Source organism: Candidatus Afararchaeum irisae, assembly GCA_034190545.1.
Lineage (GTDB): Archaea > Halobacteriota > Halobacteria > Halobacteriales > Afararchaeaceae > Afararchaeum > Afararchaeum irisae.
Window position 1 is genome coordinate 20,052 of sequence record JAXIOF010000039.1, and the last position, 18,168, is coordinate 38,219.

Annotated in this window: 19 protein-coding genes; 12 read left to right on the forward strand and 7 right to left on the reverse strand. The window is 55.5% G+C overall.

Annotation, left to right across the window (positions count from 1 at the left end; all coding sequences use genetic code 11):
- The first annotated feature begins 32 nt into the window (after window positions 1–32).
- The gene (radA, locus tag SV253_05375) at window positions 33–1,070 is read left to right on the forward strand and encodes a DNA repair and recombination protein RadA (protein MDY6775493.1); all 1,038 of its coding nucleotides are present in this window, start codon (window positions 33–35) and stop codon (window positions 1,068–1,070) included.
- 28 nt (window positions 1,071–1,098) lie between these two features.
- Window positions 1,099–1,764 carry a phosphoglycolate phosphatase gene (locus SV253_05380; GenBank protein MDY6775494.1) on the forward strand — a complete coding sequence of 222 codons (666 nt, stop codon included), beginning with the start codon at window positions 1,099–1,101 and terminating at the stop codon, window positions 1,762–1,764.
- A 1-nt stretch (window position 1,765) separates the two neighbouring features.
- On the opposite strand, the gene SV253_05385 is transcribed toward SV253_05380, so the two are convergent.
- The gene (locus SV253_05385; GenBank protein MDY6775495.1) at window positions 1,766–2,557 is read right to left on the reverse strand and encodes an SDR family oxidoreductase; all 792 of its coding nucleotides are present in this window, start codon (window positions 2,555–2,557) and stop codon (window positions 1,766–1,768) included.
- Between the two features lie 61 nt (window positions 2,558–2,618).
- Between SV253_05385 and SV253_05390 the strand changes: the two genes are divergently transcribed.
- Both SV253_05390 and SV253_05395 read left to right on the forward strand, forming a co-directional pair.
- Window positions 2,619–3,143: a DUF1922 domain-containing protein gene (locus SV253_05390; GenBank protein MDY6775496.1), complete on the forward strand. Its 525-nt coding sequence runs from the start codon at window positions 2,619–2,621 to the stop codon at window positions 3,141–3,143.
- Window positions 3,144–3,263: 120 nt separating this feature from the next.
- Window positions 3,264–4,367 (forward strand): fructose 1,6-bisphosphatase, encoded by a 1,104-nt coding sequence (locus SV253_05395; GenBank protein MDY6775497.1) that lies wholly within the window; start codon window positions 3,264–3,266, stop codon window positions 4,365–4,367.
- A gap of 59 nt (window positions 4,368–4,426) precedes the next feature.
- Here SV253_05395 and SV253_05400 read toward each other — a convergent pair whose 3' ends face one another.
- Both SV253_05400 and SV253_05405 read right to left on the reverse strand, forming a co-directional pair.
- Window positions 4,427–5,569: a citrate/2-methylcitrate synthase gene (locus SV253_05400; GenBank protein ID MDY6775498.1), complete on the reverse strand. Its 1,143-nt coding sequence runs from the start codon at window positions 5,567–5,569 to the stop codon at window positions 4,427–4,429.
- A 48-nt stretch (window positions 5,570–5,617) separates the two neighbouring features.
- A complete protein-coding gene (locus tag SV253_05405; protein MDY6775499.1) occupies window positions 5,618–7,153 on the reverse strand; it encodes a DNA-directed DNA polymerase II small subunit in 1,536 nt (511 codons plus the stop codon).
- 82 nt (window positions 7,154–7,235) lie between these two features.
- Here SV253_05405 and SV253_05410 point away from each other — a divergent pair, with 82 nt between their 5' ends.
- Window positions 7,236–7,856, forward strand: a complete 621-nt coding sequence (locus tag SV253_05410) for a S26 family signal peptidase (GenBank protein ID MDY6775500.1) — start codon at window positions 7,236–7,238, stop codon at window positions 7,854–7,856.
- On the opposite strand, the gene SV253_05415 is transcribed toward SV253_05410, so the two are convergent.
- Window positions 7,813–9,186, reverse strand: coding sequence for an ORC1-type DNA replication protein (locus SV253_05415; protein ID MDY6775501.1), 1,374 nt, complete (start codon window positions 9,184–9,186; stop codon window positions 7,813–7,815). The two genes, SV253_05410 and SV253_05415, sit on opposite strands and share 44 nt — an antisense overlap.
- A 1,104-nt stretch (window positions 9,187–10,290) precedes the next feature.
- Between SV253_05415 and SV253_05420 the strand changes: the two genes are divergently transcribed.
- The 6 genes from SV253_05420 to SV253_05445 are packed head-to-tail and all read left to right on the forward strand — an operon-like array spanning window position 10,291 to window position 14,586.
- Window positions 10,291–10,935, forward strand: a complete 645-nt coding sequence (locus SV253_05420; GenBank protein ID MDY6775502.1) for an Era-like GTP-binding protein — start codon at window positions 10,291–10,293, stop codon at window positions 10,933–10,935.
- A gap of 4 nt (window positions 10,936–10,939) precedes the next feature.
- The gene (locus SV253_05425; protein ID MDY6775503.1) at window positions 10,940–11,317 is read left to right on the forward strand and encodes a DUF2073 domain-containing protein; all 378 of its coding nucleotides are present in this window, start codon (window positions 10,940–10,942) and stop codon (window positions 11,315–11,317) included.
- Between the two features lie 5 nt (window positions 11,318–11,322).
- Window positions 11,323–11,829 (forward strand): Zn-ribbon containing protein, encoded by a 507-nt coding sequence (locus SV253_05430; protein MDY6775504.1) that lies wholly within the window; start codon window positions 11,323–11,325, stop codon window positions 11,827–11,829.
- 42 nt (window positions 11,830–11,871) lie between these two features.
- Window positions 11,872–12,552 (forward strand): UMP kinase, encoded by a 681-nt coding sequence (pyrH, locus tag SV253_05435; protein MDY6775505.1) that lies wholly within the window; start codon window positions 11,872–11,874, stop codon window positions 12,550–12,552.
- Entirely contained in the window at window positions 12,549–14,204 is a 1,656-nt protein-coding gene (gene lysS / locus SV253_05440; protein ID MDY6775506.1) for a lysine--tRNA ligase, read from the forward strand. Before pyrH ends, lysS begins: the two co-directional genes overlap by 4 nt.
- A 37-nt stretch (window positions 14,205–14,241) precedes the next feature.
- Entirely contained in the window at window positions 14,242–14,586 is a 345-nt protein-coding gene (locus SV253_05445) for a nascent polypeptide-associated complex protein (GenBank protein MDY6775507.1), read from the forward strand.
- Window positions 14,587–14,623: 37 nt separating this feature from the next.
- Here SV253_05445 and SV253_05450 read toward each other — a convergent pair whose 3' ends face one another.
- Entirely contained in the window at window positions 14,624–15,151 is a 528-nt protein-coding gene (locus tag SV253_05450; GenBank protein MDY6775508.1) for a tRNA (cytidine(56)-2'-O)-methyltransferase, read from the reverse strand.
- A 43-nt stretch (window positions 15,152–15,194) separates the two neighbouring features.
- A complete protein-coding gene (locus SV253_05455; protein ID MDY6775509.1) occupies window positions 15,195–15,353 on the reverse strand; it encodes a hypothetical protein in 159 nt (52 codons plus the stop codon).
- Window positions 15,354–15,450: 97 nt separating this feature from the next.
- Between SV253_05455 and pepF the strand changes: the two genes are divergently transcribed.
- On the forward strand, window positions 15,451–17,238 hold the full coding sequence (gene pepF / locus SV253_05460; GenBank protein MDY6775510.1) for an oligoendopeptidase F: 1,788 nt from the start codon (window positions 15,451–15,453) through the stop codon (window positions 17,236–17,238).
- On the opposite strand, the gene SV253_05465 is transcribed toward pepF, so the two are convergent.
- Window positions 17,239–17,634, reverse strand: a complete 396-nt coding sequence (locus tag SV253_05465; protein MDY6775511.1) for a DUF5790 family protein — start codon at window positions 17,632–17,634, stop codon at window positions 17,239–17,241.
- Between the last annotated feature and the right edge of the window lie 534 nt (window positions 17,635–18,168).

The window sequence follows — 18,168 nt, forward strand, 5'->3', positions numbered from 1 at the left end:
GATTTAACCGATCTCGTGACCAACTCAGAAGTATGAGTACGACAGGAGAGGAGCTCGAAGAGCTTTCGGGAGTGGGCTCCAAGACCGCAGACAAGCTTATCGACGCAGGGTTCAACACAGTCAAGTCGATAGCAGTCGCGGACCCGGGAGAGATATCGGAGAAGACGAGCATAGGCGACTCGACGGCGTCGAAGATCATAAACAGCGCGCGCGACGAGGCGGAGATAGGCGGCTTCGAGACGGGGAGTCAGGTCTTCGAGAGAAGAAAGGACATCTCGAAGCTCGGGACTCTCGTACCCGAGATAGACGACCTCCTCGGAAACGGGATAGAGACACAGTCGATCACAGAGATCTACGGCGAGTTCGGTAGTGGAAAGAGTCAGTTCACCCACCAGCTCTCGGTCAACGTCCAGCTTCCCGAGGAACACGGAGGTCTCGAAGGGAGCACCGTCTTCATAGACACAGAGGACACATTCAGACCCGAGAGAATCTCACAGATGGTGAAGGGTCTCGACGACGAGATACTCGAAGACGTCTTGGAGAGAGAGGGTATCGAGGGCGACGTAGACGACGAGGACGCACTCGACGAACTCGTCGACATATTCCTCGACAACATACACGTCGCTAAGGCATTCAACTCCGACCACCAGATACTCCTCGCCGAGAAGGCTCAGGAGATAGGTGACGAGAAGAAGGAGACCGACAAGCCCGTGAGACTCCTCGCGGTCGACTCACTGACCGCACATTTCAGAGCCGAGTACGTCGGCAGGGGCAACCTCGCCGACAGACAGCAGAAGCTCAACAAACACATGCACGACATACTCAGGTTCGCCGACCTCTACAACTCCGCGGCTGTCGTGACGAACCAGGTTCAGTCGAATCCCGACGCCTACTTCGGAGACCCGACAAAGCCCGTCGGAGGAAACATACTCGGACACACCTCGACATTCCGTGTCTACATAAAGAAGAGCAAGGACAACAAGAGAATAATAAAGCTCGTAGACGCTCCGAATCTGCCCAACGGCGAGGGCATCCTCAGGATAAAGGAAGAAGGTCTCAAGCCCGAGTAGTAAACGGGAGAAGAAGGCAGAAGGACAGATGAGTCGACCCTTAGTTTTAGACGTAGACGGAACGCTCACACGACGAGACGCATCGCTCGACCCGCGTGTCTTCGATCCTCTGAGAGACTGGGAAGAGCCGGTCGTCATAGCCACGGGGAAAGTCCTCGCACACGCGAACGCAGTATGCCGTTTCATAGGCATAGACGACCACGTCATAGCCGAGAACGGCGGAATAGTCTACAGCGACGACAGAGTCGAGATAAACGGCGACGGCGAGGCGGCGCGACGTGTCGCAGAAGATCTCGCTGAGGAAGGGCACGGCTTAGGATGGGGTAACTTCGACCTCGTCAACCGGTGGAGAGAGACCGAGATAGCCGTGAGCCGCGAGGTCTCGCTCGACGCAGTCAAGGAGATAGCCGAGAGACACGGCTTGGAGGTCTACGACACAAAGTACGCCTACCACGTCAAGTCGCCCGACGTCGACAAGGGGAAGGGTCTCGTAACAGTCTCGGATATAATGGGACGAGACCCCGGGGAGTTCGTCGCAGTCGGTGACTCGGAGAACGACGTCCCGACATTCGAGGTCGTAGGAGAGTCGTACGCGGTATCGAACGCCGACGAGAGGGCTCTCGAAGCCGCCGACGACGTCACAGAGGAGAGCTACGCCGACGGTCTTCTCGAAGTTCTCGACGGTGTACGTTAAGTTAGAACGGCGAACCCACGAATCCGCCGTCGACCTGTATAGAAGCCCCTGTTATGTACGACGCCCTCTCGCTCGCTAGGAAGGCGACGAGGTCGGCGAACTCGTCGGGATCGGCGAGACGTCCCGCGGGTATCTCTTCGGCGACCTCATCGAGTCTCTCTTCTAAGCTTATTCCGCGTTCGTCAGCCTGTCCCTCGAAGAGGTCTTCCATCCTGTCGGTGAGTGTGTAGCCAGGCATCGCGGAGTTGACCGTCACGCCGTCTCCGGCGTACTCGTTCGAGAGCGTCTTTGAGAGTCCGGTGACCCCCGCACGGATCGAGTTCGAGAGGACGAGTCCGGGTAGGGGCTCCTTCACGGAGAGGCTGGTTATGAATACGACACGTCCCCAGCCGTCTTCCGCCATCTCGGGGACTGTCTCACGCGCGAGACGGACACTCGACAGGAGGTTTAGCTCGAACGCCGACTTCCAGTCTTCGTCTGTGAACTCCTCGAACTCTCCCGACGGAGGACCGCCGGCGTTGGGGACAGTTATGTCTATCTTGCCGAAGGCATCGCGCGTCTCGTCGACGAGTCTCTGTATGTCGTCGGGGTCGGTGACGTCGGCGGGTACGGCGAGTACGTCGGCACCTGTCTCCTCACGTATCTCGTCTGCTGTCGATTTTAGCTCCCTTTCGTCGCGCGCACAGATAGCTACGTTCGCGCCCTCACGCGCGAGATGTTCGGCACACGCTTTTCCGAGACCACGGCTCGACGCCGCGACTACGGCGGTTCTGTCTTGAATTCCGAGATCCATACTCGGTCTAAAGCTGAGACGTACGAAAGAGTTTATATCGACCGTGGCTTAGAAGACAGTCGTGTACTCAGTAGTCGGATGCTCGAACTGTGAGAGCGTCAAGATAGTCGAGGGCAGACCCAAGACGACGACGTGTCACAGCTGTGGAAAGACGTTGAAGTTCGACCGTCTCAGGGTCTTCCACGAGACAGACGACCTCGAAGAGGCAAAGGAAGCGAGGTCACTGATGCTCGCAAAGAGGAACGACATGGAGACACTCTACAACGGCTTGATGGAGGAGGATGTCCTCAACACGAAAGTCGAAGAGAGTTTTGGAGAGGACGAACTTCTCGAAGAGAAGGGTGTCGACGCCGAAGAGATTAAGGAGGCAGGAGAGAGGAAGTCATCGAAGTCAGGTGGGTCGAAGCCACAGAAGAGAATAGTGATGGACGGAGTCGAGAACCTCGACGAGCCGACAGACGAGGACGTCATCGAGTACGCGAGACAGAGAGGGGTCGACGAGAAGAAGACCGAGGAGATCATAGACTCAATGTGTATCGAGGGCGAGGCGATGAGACAGAGGGACGGTACTGTTCGTCTCGTCTGACCGATTCGACGCGAATTCAGTCCGAGTCTATCTGGTCTTGATCTTGGATTTACTTTGTGCTCGCCCTATCTGAATTGACAAACACTATAATTAAGGGATTCTCTACCGTATGGTATAGCAATGAGAACCTTATCTGTCATAAAGGCGGACATAGGCAGCAACGCGGGACACTGGAAGCCGACCGAGGGCGTCGTCGACGCAGTCGAGGAGACTCTCGAATCCGAGGGTAACTTCCTCGATGACTACCAGATCTTCACAGTCGGAGACGACATAGACATACTCATGAGCCACGAGGAGGGTGAGGACTCCGATGAGGTTCACGAGCTCGCGTGGGACGCATTCGAGGAGGGTACCGACGTAGCGAAGGAAGAGGGTCTCTACGGAGCGGGGCAGGATCTCCTCAAGGACGCATTCTCGGGGAACGTACGTGGACTCGGACCCGGAGTCGCCGAGATGGAGTTCGAGGAGCGTGAGGCAGAGCCCTTCCTCTTCTTCGGAGCCGACAAGACTGAGCCCGGCGCGTTCAACCAGCCGATGTACACCGTCTTCGCCGACGCACGCGTGACACCCGGCTTAGTCCTCAAGGACACTATACACGAGGGATTCGAGTTCGAGATAATGGATCTCGAACACACGGGAGACGGCGAGAAGACAGTACGTCTCAGGACGCCCGAGGACACCTGGAAGATAGTCAGTCTCTTCATGGAGCCACACAGATTCGGTATCAAGAAGATATACTCACGTCACACAGAGGAGCCCGCGGCTTCTGTCTCGACACAGAAGCTCAGAAACGTAGCAGGAGAGTACGTCGGAAAGGACGACCCCGTCGCACTCGTGAGAACCCAGTCTGACTACCCGTCGCCGGGTGAGGTTCTCCATCCCTTCGGAAACCCGCCATTCGTAGCGGGATCGATGAGAGGGTCACACAACTCTATATTCTACCCCGCGAAGAGCGACCAGACCGAGTTCCCGTCTTACTTCGACGGACCTCCGATAGTCAAGGCTGCGGGAATGGTAGTTGAGGACGGCAAGTTCTCGGAGCCGATGTACCCGTTCGACTTCTCGTTCTGGGACTCGGTGAGGGACGAGACGAGCGAGCTCTTCAGGAAGTTCAGGGAGAAACAGGGAAGCTTCGGTCTCGGAACAGTCGAGGCGTCGGAGCTTGAGTACGGCGGAAGAAACGACGTACTCGGCGGGATGGAAGACGACTGGAAGATAGAGTAGATTAGAGTAGAAATTGGAGGAGTAGAGTAGGTAGTAGAAGAAAGAAGACTAAACTACTTCTATCTCTCTTCTATGGGGACGTACTCCTTGTCTCTCTCGCCCTTGTAGTCTGCCCTCGGACGTATGAGACGGTTGTCCTCCTTCTGTTCGAGAACCTGAGCCATCCAGCCCGCGATACGTCCCATCGCGAACATCGGCGTGAAGAGGTTCGTGGGGACTCCAAGACATCTGTAGGTGCTCGCGGAGTAGAAGTCGACGTTGGGGGCGATTCCCTTCTCCGACTCCATGTACTCCTGTATCTGTGTCGACATCCCGTAGTAGTCACGTCCGTCCCACGACTCGGAGAGACGTCGTGAGGTCTCCTTGAGGACGACAGCGCGCGGATCCATGGTCTGGTAGACACGGTGTCCGAATCCGGGGACGCGCTCGCCGTTGTCGAGCATCGTCTCGACGTGTTCGACGGGGTCGCCTTCTATCGATTCGAGCATCTCCATCACGTCCTGGTTCGCGCCTCCGTGTCTGTACCCCTTGAGTGCCGAGATCGCACCGACTATTGCGGAGTAGGGGTCAGAGCCCGTCGAGGTTATGACGCGCGACGTAAAGGTCGAGGCATTCATTCCGTGGTCAGCGTGGAGGACGAGTGCGGCATCGAGTACCTCGACGCGGTCTTCGGAGGGCTCGTCTTTGTCGCCGTCGAGCATGTAGAGGAAGTTGGCGGAGTGGTCGAGGTCGTCTCGGGGCTCAACGGTGTCGAGTCCACGGCTGAGACGGTCGTAGTTGGCTATTATAGTAGGTATCTTCGCCACGAGCGACTTACCGAGTTCGAGGAACTCGTCGCGCGACGCCTCGGAGGTGTCTACGGAGAACTCCGCCGACGCAGGCAGCGACGACACAGCCGTCCTCAGAACCTCCATCGGGTTTCCGTCCTCGGATATGAGTTCGAGTATCTGTACTGTCTCGTCCGACAGACCACGTCTCCCGACGAGATCCGACTTGAACTCTTCGAGCTCTTCGGAGGTCGGAAGCTCGCCGAACCAGAGAAGATAGACCACCTCCTCGTAGGTCGATCTCTCGGCGAGATCCTGAACGTCGTAGCCCCTGTATATCAGCTCGGGCTTCTCACCGTCGATGTAGGTTATAGTAGAGTCGGCTACGACGATGTTGTCAAGACCCACCCGTTTTACGGGCTCGTTCTCTAACATGATTACTACCTACACCCAAGTTCGAACACAGATAATAAAAACTGTTCGTTAGAACTGTCTTAGTGTAACTTCGAGGCTGTTGAGATCTATTATGGGTGCGATGCCGGGATCGGGCTGTATGTTCATAGACTTCTGGTACTCGGTCTGTCCCTGCCAAGCCCCCGAGTTGAGGAGGGTGACGGAGTTGTATCTGTCGACCCCAACCGTGTGAACGTGTCCTGCGTGGAGTATGTCGGGTATCTCGTCTATAACGAGGTGATCCGTAGTTTCGGGAGAGAGACGGACATCGCCGTACATAGGAGCAAGATGCCTCTTCTTTATGATGGGGATCATCGCAGTCTCGGGACTCTCTATCTCCGCCCCGGGTGTCTTCTCGACAAAGGGATTGAGCGACATACCGTGGTACATCAGCACCTTGACGCCTTCGAGGTCGACGGTCGATGGGTTTCCGTAGAACTCGACGTTTTCGGCGAAGGGCTCTCTGAACTCGTCGGGAAGAGCGGGCTGAGGCTCGGCGAGACGGACTGAGTCGTGGTTTCCGGGTATCGTAATTACGTCTATGTCATCGGGTATCTGACGGAGACCGTCGGCACAGTCCTCGTACTGTTCGTAGAGATCGACCGTAGTTAGCTCGTCGTCCTGTCCCGGGTAGACTCCGACGCCCTCGACGAGGTCTCCCGCTACGAGTACGTACTCAATCTCGGGCTGAGAATGTAGCCAGTCGGTGAATGCGTCCCACTTGTCGCGGAGGAAGGCATCGGAGCCGAAATGTATGTCACTGATGAGTGCAGCCTTGACGTCTCTGTCGAGGTCGGCTGTGTTGGGCTGTCGTCTCGGCGGAACGTCGGGGTAATGGAGAGAGTCAGCGAAGACAATTCCGGCGTCATCGGAGAGACGTCCCCTGACCCCCACGACCTCGTCGACCACAAGACTCTGAGCCTCGTCGGAGAGGTCGTCTGAGAGAAGGACTCGCATCTCGCCCGTGGTGTCTTCGATTATTACGAGTGTGTTCCCGGACGACGTCGAACGTATGTCGTTGACCATCCCGACTAGTTCGACCTCGTCGCCGCCGCCCCCACGCGACGACAGCGACTCGACAGTCCGGGGCGAGAGACGTTTTCTGAGAATCCCCGAGAGCTTCTCGTAACGGTCACGGAAGAGACCCACGAAGTCGTCGATCTCACCCGTCGTCGTAGAGTTGCCGGTTATGGTGTCTTCGACAGAGACATGTCTCTCGGAGTCGGGTCTCCGGGAGACAGTGCTCGTCGACCGAGACGAGGTGGTGTCGTCGTCACGGCTCGGTGGGGAGACGCCGTGGGTCGCTTCTCCAGACGAAACAGAGGGGTCGTGTGAGGACGTACCAGTACCAGTACCAGTACCATTGAGGTCGGCGACGTGGTGGGCAGTGACGACGGGACCGTCTACTCTCGACGAGAGACGCTCAACCGTCTCGTGGGGCGAGTCGGACTCCGCAATAGCCTTGAGGGCGTCGGGTGTCGCGTTGAAACCCCTGCGGGCGAGGGACTCGACAATCTCGGTGTTGAGAGATCTGTCAGCGTCCGACCCAGAGCCGGAGTTTTGCATGTGGATGGGATAGGTAACGACCGGGGCATATACCTTATGAACGAGTGGAAACAGTAATATGGAGCTATTACTTACGTCGTATATGGACGAAAGGTGGATAGAGAAGGTGAAGAAGGCTCGGAGGACGGAGACGGGAAAGGTCGTCGAGGACTTTCTGACATCCGCGGTAGCCGTAGTCGGAATAGCGGCTGTTCTGTGGGCTGTCGCTGGAATCTGGCCTCCTCTCGTCGCAGTTGAGAGCGGAAGTATGGAACCACATATGCATAGGGGAGACCTGATATACCTCGTAGACAACTCGAAGTTCGTCCCCGACAACGCTGACGCAGTAAACGGAGTCGTGACCTACTCCGAGGGTAAAGAGTCAAGGTACAAGAGCTTCGGAAACTACGGCGACGTCATAGTCTACCAGCCCAACGGGAGAGTCGGGGCGACACCCATTATTCACAGGGCGATGAAGTACGTCGAAAAAGGAGAGAGGTGGGAGGGTGCGAACGGAGTACATATAGCACAGCACTCGGGCTTCGTGACTAAGGGAGACAACAACAGACTCTACGACCAGGAGGCGGGAATAAGCAGAGTCGTAAAGCCCGACTGGGTCGTAGGGAAAGCGAAGGTCAGGGTACCATACCTCGGCAGGATACGTCTTCTCTTAGGATCGATCAGTCATCCAGACGTGACTGTGCCGACGTCGACACCTCGCTGAGAGATCCAAGGCGCGAGTCCTCGAGTATTACCTTCTTTGTCTCCTCCCTCGGAACGCTGAGCGAAATCTCCTTACTCCTGCCGTAACGTCCCTTCGAGACGACGACTGCGTTTACTATTCCTAGCATGTCGAGTTCGCTTATGAGGTCGGTGACACGTCTCTGAGTCAGGACATCCATCTCCATCTGGTTCGAGACACGTTTATAGGTATTGTAGACCTCGCCGGTGTTCATCTTCTCGGAGCCCTCCTCAGCGAGCGAGATTATGCTGAAGAGGACGAGCTTCGACTGTGTCGGAAGTGTCTGGACGACCTCGACGATTCGGTTTAGCTCGATCTTCCCCTGTGCCTCTCTGACGTGATCCTCATTGACTATCTCCGCCTTGGCGCGTTCGGCGAGCTCTCCTGCAGTACGTAGGAGGTCGAGTGCACGTCTCGCGTCGCCGTGTTCCTTCGCTGCGAATGCGGCACACAGAGGTATCACGTCGTCGGTGAGTGAGTCGGGCTTGAAAGCGATCTCGGCGCGCTGTTCGAGTATGTCACGGAGCTGGTTGGCATTGTAAGGCGGGAAGACTATCTCCTCCTCGCCGAGCGACGACTTGACGCGCGGGTCGAGAAGCTCGGTGAACTGTATGTCGTTCGAGATTCCCATTATCGAGACGCGTGCATTTTCGAGATCGGCATTCATACGTGAGAGGTTGTAGAGAGTGTCGTCGCCGCTCTTCTCGACGAGCTTGTCTATCTCATCGAGCATTATGACGACGACACGTTCATCCTCATCTACTGCGTCGAAGAAGGCGTCGTAGACCCTGTCTGTGGGCCAACCTGTCATAGGAACGTCGTCACGTCCGAACTCCCGCGCGAGACGTGCGAGTACACGGTACTGTGTGTCGACGACCTCACAGTTTATGTACTCGACGTCACACGAGACCTCGAACTTCTGGCTAGTCTTCTCGAGCTCCTGTGAGACGTACTTCGCGCTCGCTGTCTTTCCGGTTCCCGTCTTGCCATAGATGAGGAGGTTCGAAGGTGTGTCCCCCCTGAGTGCGGAGACTAAAACCGTCGCTATCCGGTTGATCTGTTCGTTCCTGTGGGGGAGCTTCGTGGGGGTGTAAGAGGGTCGGAGAACCTCCTTGTTGTCGAATATCGGCTCGACTTCGAGAAGCTCATCGAAGAGTCCTTCGTCGGAGTCGTCTATACCCACGTCTACGTCGACGTCCACGAGATCCTTGTCGACTATACTTTCAAGGCTGTTGAGATCCGAGTCCCCTAAATCAGTCTTTTCGCCCGAGGTTCCTGTTCCGTCGGAGTCCGTGTCATTACTGCCTACCATGCTTTCCCTTCGAGATACGTGTACATTCCGAGGCTTGCGAAGTCGTAGACCGAGATAAGCGATGCAAGCCAGGCACCGTTCAAATGAGATTAGTCTTGACCAATATATAGCTTATGTTCCAGTTGAAACATGGGGGTAGTTGACAGAGACCCGCGAAGAGACTCGAAAAAGGGTGATCTGACCCCGGACAGACTGTGAGTGAAGTCCTGCGAACTGATCTGATCCGATTGACGTTCCAAGAAGAGTCTGAGGATGTCCAGTCTTCTGAGGACGTCGGCGAGTGTCTCCCGTCTAACCCCCCACCCCTTCGTTTCAACTGGAACGCGAAAAAGAGGGGGTGGGGGTGGGGGGTAGGAGGGTGAGAGAATCTTTGTGTAGACCTTTGTGTAACCTAAGAAAGACCTGTAAAAGAGTTGGAAAGGCATCGTGTACCGAGGTTTGAGGTCTTCGTCGGAATGAAAAGAAGTGACAGGAGGGGAGTGACAGAAGTAGTGACGAAGTCAGCAGGATCAGGATTGTCTATCATAAAGCATTTATAGTACTAATTGTTATTTATAGTATGGTAGACTGTAAATAGACTTGTTATCTTTCTGACATGTTATCTACATGTAATTGATGCACTATCTTCATGTAATTACTCTTGAGTCTGGATATTATTTCCTCTATTTAGGTGGAATTCCTCCTTCACCCTCACATCATATTTCTTAGAGACTCTATGTAATTTTCTCCGAGGTAGGATAATACTTAGCTCCATCATTAACAACATCATATTTTCAAAAGGATTATACTTACTGTCAACAGAACCAAATCTTATTAGTTTCGTATCTATAATAAATTCTGTCGGGGCTAACCCACTCGTGATCCCGTGGGGCTCACGACGAGACACGAAATATACCGGGGGTTTACTCCCTTCTCCCCACCCCTCCCACCCCCCACCCCCTTTTTCTCGGTTCCAGTTGAAACGAAGGGGTGGGGGGTACCTATGTCACAGTTTCTCATACTCTCTTTCCTTATCTCCTATGACTCCGTCTGACGAGCGTCTGACGCAGGTTTAATATAACCCTAGACGTACTATCACCGAGATAACATGTGCAGGGGGATACTATGGGCATAATCTCCGAGATCCGAGACAGCATAAGTCGCACTATATCGCGTATCTTCGAGGACGAGGAGAACGCGAAGATAGGCATATACGGACCACCTAACGCGGGCAAGACGACCCTCGCGAACCGTATATCGAGAGACTGGGGAGACGACGCGATGGGTGCCGAGTCTCAGATCCCACACGAGACGAGGGAGGCTACACGTAAGAAGGACATAACTATAGAACACGACGGAAGGTCAGTCACTCTCGACATAGTTGACACCCCGGGTGTCGCCACCAAGGTTGAGTACGAGGAGTTCGTCGACTACGGTCTCGACGAGGATCTCGCTCGTGAGAGGGCGCGTGAGGCTACACAGGGAGTCACCGAGGCGATACACTGGCTCAAGGAGGATCTCGACGGTGTCCTCTACGTCCTCGACTCGACACAGGATCCCTACAAGGCGGTCAACTCGATGCTAAACGGCATCATACAGGAGAGGAGTCTTCCTGTCGTCGTAGTCGCTAACAAGATCGACCTCGAAGACGCGTCTCCCAACCGTATAGAGGAGATGTTCCGACAGCACGAGACCGTACGTATCAGTGGTCTCGAAGGTAACAACATAGACAACCTCTATGAGACGATAGCCGAGGAGTTCGGGGGTTAAATATATGCCAGAGCTAGAGACAGACTCCGATGGAGTTCCCATCGACATGATAAGCTCCGAGAGGATGGAAGGCATGGCGAGCATAGAGAAGGTCAACCTAATACTCGACAGCGTCCGTGAGGGAAAGATCGTCATACTTGAGTCCGGACTTTCCCCTGACGAGGAGTCGAAACTCATAGAGGTCACTATGTCGGAGATTTCCCCTGACGGATTCTCGGGAATAGAGATAGAGTCGTATCCCAAACAGGAGGCGAGCCAGGGCATACTCGGAAAGATACTCGGAAACAAACCCTCGAAGCTAACTGTAATAGGACCCGCTAACCAGATACAGACACTCCACAAGGACAGCGACCTAATAACAGCACTCGTCTCGGGTGGATAGACAAGATGCCCCACAAATGCACAAACTGCGGCGAAATCTTCGAGGACGGAACCGATGAAGTTCTCGACGGCTGTCCCGTCTGTGGCGGGGGCAAGTTCAGGTACGTCGGCGATCTATCCGTATCCACTAATGATACTGATGACGACGAGATAATAGAGGCGTCTCAGTCCGACTCCTCGGTGTCTGAACAGTCCGAGTCTGAAGCCGACTCCTCGTCTTACTACTCGGGCGACTGGCCCGACCACCACGGAGCCGACGAGGAAGTCTCGGGATCACGCTCACAGACATCCGAGTCTGAAGAGGATAAGACTGAGGTCACTGAAGAGGAGAGAGAGAGGATACGGCAGGAGAAGCTACGGCAGGAGCTGATGGAACAGTTCGAGAGCATACGTATAATCGAACCCGGGAGCTACAAGATAAACCTCATGAACCTTTACGACAACGACGAACGCGTCATAACCCTCCAGGAGGACGGACGTTACCAGATATCTATACCGTCGACTGACGACTAGGACAAAACAAGGGTTAAGTCACAATGAGACAAATCCTCGCGCATGGACGTAGTAATCTCGGTAGGCGGCTCGGTTCTCGTCCCCGAGCTGTCGTCGAAACGTATCTCGGAGTTCGCTCGGGTGGCTGAGGAGATAAACAACTCACACAGCCTCAGCATAGTCGCAGGAGGGGGGCAGACGGCGCGTGACTACATAGGGGTCGCGCGCGACCTCGGAGCCAACGACTCCATCTGTGACTACCTCGGAATCGATATCACGAGGATAAACGCCCGACTTCTAATTTCGGCACTCGATCCTCTCGCGTATCCCGAGCCACCCACGAGCTACCGCGAGGCAGAGGATGCACTCGCCGACGACAAGATACCCGTGATGGGTGGGATGGCACCCGGACAGACCACCGACGCCGTCGCCGCGGTCTTCTCCGAGTACACTAACGCCGACCTTCTCGTCTATGCCACGAGTATCGACGGCGTCTACTCCTCCGATCCCCGCACCAACCAAGACGCCGAGAAGTTCGAGGAGCTTCCGCCTCACAAGCTCGTCGAGATAGTGATGCAGACCGAGCTTTCGGCGGGATCGAGCGCGGTCGTCGACGCACTCGCCGCGAAGATAATCGAGAGAAGCGGCGTCAAGACTCTCGTCTTAGACGGGACTGACCCCGACAACCTACGCAGGGCGATACTCGAAGGCGAACACGAAGGTACGGAGGTAGTTCCCGAATGACGGACTCTAACTCGACCCAGTCTGAAACCCGTTTCTGGGCTGACGAGGCGGCTGACCGCGTAATAGACAACGACAGAAACCCGGTCGTCAAGGGCGGTGTCTCGCCTTCGGGAATACCACACATAGGTAACTTCAACGAGGTTCTCCGCGGCTACTTCGTCGCCGACGCCCTCCGCGAAAAGGACATAGAAGCCCAACAGGTCTTCACGCGCGATGACAGAGACCCTCTCAGAAGCATACCACATAAGCTCGCAGACTCAGACGGTGAGATAGTAGAGCTCGACGACGAGACGAGGGACGAGCTTCGGCAGCATCTCGGAAAGCCCTACGTCGATGTCCCCGATCCCTTCGGATGCTGCGACTCGTGGGCTGACCATTTCGGATCGCTCTTGAGAGACGGAGCCGAGAGACTCGATGTTCCTATTACCTTCTACTCGAACGACGAGATGTACTCCGACGGAGAGTTCTTAGACGCCACACGTATCCTTCTCTCCGACGTCGAGAAGGCGCGCGAGACACTTTCGGATTACCAGCGCACAGTCGACGACGACTACATACCCTTCATGCCGATCTGTGAGAGCTGCGGACGTATAACCACGACACCCACAGACGTCGACCTCGAAGACGAGAATGTCGGATACGTCTGCCGTGACACAGAGCTCGCGGGGAAGTACGAGATTGAAGGCTGTGGACACGAGGGACGCGCCTCCTTCACCCAGGGCAAGCTCCCGTGGCGTTTCGAGTGGCCCGCTCAGTGGAAGATACTCGACGTCGGCTTCGAGCCCTTCGGCAAGGATCACGCTGAGGGATCGTGGGAGAGCGGAAAGGCAATCTCGCGCGGGATATTCGACCACGAGCCGCCCGAACCCCTCGTCTACGAGTTCTTCCTCGTCGACGGAGACAAGATGTCGGCGAGCAAGGGCAACATCTACACAGTCGAGGAGCTCCTCGAGATCGTCGAGCCCGAGGTACTCAAGTACTTCTTCGCGCTCGATCCCACGAAGCAGCGTGACTTCAACGTCTCCGAGATAGACCAGTTAGTCGATGAGTTCGACAGGATAGAGGAGATACATTACGGCGACGAAGACCCCGCCGACGATAAGGAGAGACTCTTCGCCGAAAGGGTCTACCCGACACTCGTCTCTGGATCTGACTCCGGCTCTGACTCCGACAAACGAGAAGCCTCTAACAGACGTATACGTGTCCCCTACACCTTCGCCGCGATGGTAGGTGTCTCCGAGAACGAAGACGCGATACTCGACGTTCTGAGACGGTCGGGACATCTCCCTGAAGATGCCACCCACCAACAGCGCGACGATGTCCTCGAACGTGTCGATCTCGCACGTAACTGGGCGCGGCGTCTCGACAACGACTACTACGTCGAGGTACTCTACCACAAGCCCGACGTAGAGTTCGACAACGGTACCCGCGCCGCATTCGAGGATCTCGCCGACTTCATAGACGAGGGACACTCCGCTGACGAGATACAGAGTGAGATATTCGAGACCGCGAGGAGACACGACGTAGGAGTCGGCGACTTCTTCTCGTCGGGATACGAGCTATTCCTCGGACAGGACAGCGGTCCGAAGCTCGGACCCTTACTCGCCGCCCTCGACAGGGAGTTCGTCGTCGAACGTCTCAGAGCCGCTTAACCCCTCGTTTTTTAACTGTCGAGGACTAAGTCGAGCTATGTTCGGCGGCGGAAGAGGGAATATGGACCCCAAGAGGATGCAGAAGATGATGAACCAGATGGGTATAGATATCGACGAGATAGACGACGTCGAGGAGGTAGTCATACGCACCTCCGACAAGGAGTACCGTTTCGACGACGCTCAGGTCACATCGATGGAGGCAGATGGTCAGAGAACCTTCCAGGTAGTCGGAAACCCCGAGGTATCCGAGAACGAGTATGTCTCCGACGACGACGTCGAACTCGTATCCGAGCGTGCCGGTGTCGACGACGAGACAGCGCGCGAAGCACTCGTGGAGGCGGACGGCGACCTCGCACAGGCTATATCCGACCTGTCTGAGTAAGTAGATAGAAAACAACAGAAGAACTCTTACTAACTCTCTACTCCTTTTCGACTGTCTTCTTCGAGCCGTTGCTGGGTACGACTTCTATCTCACCACCCTCGAACTCGTTTTCGAGCTCTGCCCCCTCGAAGTACTCGTGGAGAAAGACTGAGAGACCCGCGACCTCGGAGTGGGGCTGGTTGGTCACACCGACGTTGTAGTCCGACAGACCGTAGACGTATCCCGGAACCTTCTGTGATCCCACGACGACTAAGACGTCCTCTTGTCGTACTTCGTCTATCACATCCTGGATCGGAAGACCGTACATCGTGAGATGGACGACGTCACCCTCCCAGCCGCGTATGATACTCTTAGGCTCCTCGGTGAGTTCGACCTCAAAGTCGCCTCCGAAACGCTCCGTGACCGACTCTATCGTCTCCCTCGGCTTCTCGCTCGAAGTCGCTATATGTATTCTGTCCGCACCCAGAGCCCGCGACGTAAGCCCCACGTGTGACGTCATCCTCTCGTCCCTCTTGGGTCTGTGACCCATCCTGAGAACCTCGACCCTCCTCTCGGTGTCTTCCATAAGGGGTCTTCGGCGAGACTCGGATTACGTCTTTCGGACTGTCTCAGTCCTTTTCGGATTCGACCTTCTTCCCCGACTTGCTTCCTGCGACTATAAAGCCAACTCCGGCTATGACACCTCCGAGATGTGTGAATATCCACGCCTTCCAGAGCTCTACTCCTATGATCTCGACGCTCGCAAGACCCGTGAGACCGATTGCCATCTTACTCCAGATACAAATGTAGGATATTTTATACTTTCGACGTTGTCTGAGACTCCCAACCAAGACTGACTTTAGTCTGTAAGCATATATAAATAACATGAGCTCTGTTCCTGACCGTTCGGAGATAGACGAGGAGTACAGGTGGGATCTCGAAAGTATCTACGCGACAGACGAAGACTGGGAGGAGGAGTTCGAGGAGACCAAGGGGATGGTCGACGAACTCGACGAGGCGGAGACCGACTCGTTCGACGACGGCGAACATCTTCTCACCATCCTGAAGAAACGTGAGGAGGTCATGAGGAAGGTCTCTAAGCTCTCGTCGTACGCCCGGATGAGACGTGACGAGGATACCACGAGACAGGAGTACCAGGCTATGACGACGCGCGCAGAGACAGTCTCGTCCGAAGCCGGAAGTGCGGCGAGCTTCATACGTCCCGCGATCCAGTCCCACACCCGCGACGAGATAGACGAGATGGTAGACGAGACCGACGGACTCGGTATCTACGAGCACTACCTCGACGACGTGATGAGGAAGAAGCCCCACACCCGATCTGCCGAGGTCGAGGCTCTCATCTCGGATCTGAGTGATGTCCTCGGCGCGCCGTCTTCTGCCTACCGTATACTCACAAACGCCGACACCGAGTTTCCGACTGTCGAGAAGCCCGACTCTGAGGCGGTCGAGATCACACTCTCCAACTTCACTAAGCTCCAGAAGAACCCTGACAGGGAGTTCAGGCGCGAGGTCTACGAGAAGTTCTACGACACACTCGGCGAACTCCGGAACACAGTCGGGACGACCTACGAGAAGAGCGTCAAGGCGGACGTAAAGCTCGCGAGGATACATAACTACGACACAGCGAGGGAGTCGTCTCTCGACTCGTCGAAGATACCCGTCGACGTCTACGACAGCCTCGTCGAGACGGTTCGTGACAGGCTCGATCCTCTCCACAGACACGTCGAGATAAAACGCGACCTCTTAGACGTCGATGACCTCCGGATGTGGGACGTCTACATGCCCCTCGCCGATACCCCCGAGCCCGAGGTTACCTACGACGACGCGACCCAACACGTCGTCGATGCCTTCGATCCCCTCGGAGACGACTACCAGACTAGGGTAGAGGAGGGTCTTGAGTCGAGATGGGTCGACGTCTATGAGAACGAGGCGAAGAGATCGGGTGCCTACTCGGGCGGAACCTACGACACTCAGCCCTTCATACTCATGAACTACCAGGACGACATCTCTTCGATGTACACACTCGCCCACGAACTCGGACACTCGCTCCACTCCGAGCTTACGAAGGAGAGCCAGCCCTACGTCTACTCGGGCTACTCGATCTTCGTCGCAGAGGTCGCCAGCACTGTCAACGAGGTTCTACTCACCAACCACTTACTCGACACAGTCGAGGACGACGACTTCAGGAGACACGTCCTCAGCCATATGTTAGAGAAGTTCCGTGGCACACTCTTCAGACAGACGATGTTCGCCGACTTCGAAGACCGCACCCACGGTATAGTCGAGGACGGCGGTGCTCTCACCCCCGACAGGCTCGACGAGATATACGGTGACCTCAAGACCGAGTTCTACGAACCCGCAGCCGTCGACGACCGTATAAGGACAGAGTGGATGAGAATACCCCATTTCTACCGCGCCTTCTACGTCTTCCAGTACTCGACGGGTCTGAGTGCCGCCGTATCACTCGCCAATCAGATACTCGAAGACGGCGACGAGGCGAGACAGAGGTACATAGATTTCCTCTCGAAGGGATCGAGCGAGTATCCCCTCGACCTCCTCGAAGACGCGGGCGCAGACATGTCGTCACCCCAGCCCGTAGAGGACGCGATAGACGTCTACGAGGGATATCTCGACAGAATAGAGGAGCTATAGCTACAGGAGATGTTTGAGACTAGCGACCGAGTCGGTAAGCTGAGTCGCCGACTCCTCCGCTGTCTCTACCGCCTCGACCGCCTCATGTAGGTCTTCTATTCTCCCCTGTGTCTCCTCGACGAAGTCACTGTCGAATGCGTCCGCACGTCTCCCCATCTCGAACCATTTCTTCGCCTCGGCTAGTGACTCCGCCGCATTCTCGGCGTCGAGATCCGACTTGAGACCGTTGAGCACGCCTATCAGGTTGTTGTTCTCTCCCTCTATCCCGAGAAGACTGTCTGTCTCGGGAAGTGCCTCGCGCGCGTCGTTGAGCGCCTCGGTTATGTCCGACCTCATCTCGTCGGACGCCTCTGTGAACAGGTCGTCGTCGTCGAGCTTTGTCTGTGACTCTGACATGCCGGTGCTTAGACCCGACACGACTTAACTTTTTACAGGCTAAGTCCCCTTCCTCAAGGAGTGTTGCGAATCACGTATGAAAATCTCCGATTTTCAACACATCGCAGTCTGCTTTAGTAGACAAGAAGCGTTAACGAATCGCGTAGCGATTCGTTCGCACATCAGAACGCTTCGCGTTCTGAGGACGTTCAGAAATCAAAGATTTCCGAGCCATCAAACTCGTAGAGTTTGAGACGTTCGCTAATCTCCGATTAGCGAGCCAACGAGAGCAAAGCTCTCGTAACGTTCGTGAATCTAAGATTCACGGGTCTTCAGAAATCAGAGATTTCTGTGATGCAGAAAACTCGTAGAGTTTTCTAGCACAAGCAAATCGAAGATTTGCATACGCAGTAGGGAGGGGATACAGTCACAAATTCTTTGAATTCGTGGGTAGCAAGATCAGAGATCTTGCGACAGCCGTAAGCTATTTGCGTACTTGGTACTATTTCTAAGCATTGAGTACACAGGGGCACGGTGGAATTTACGCCTGTGGAC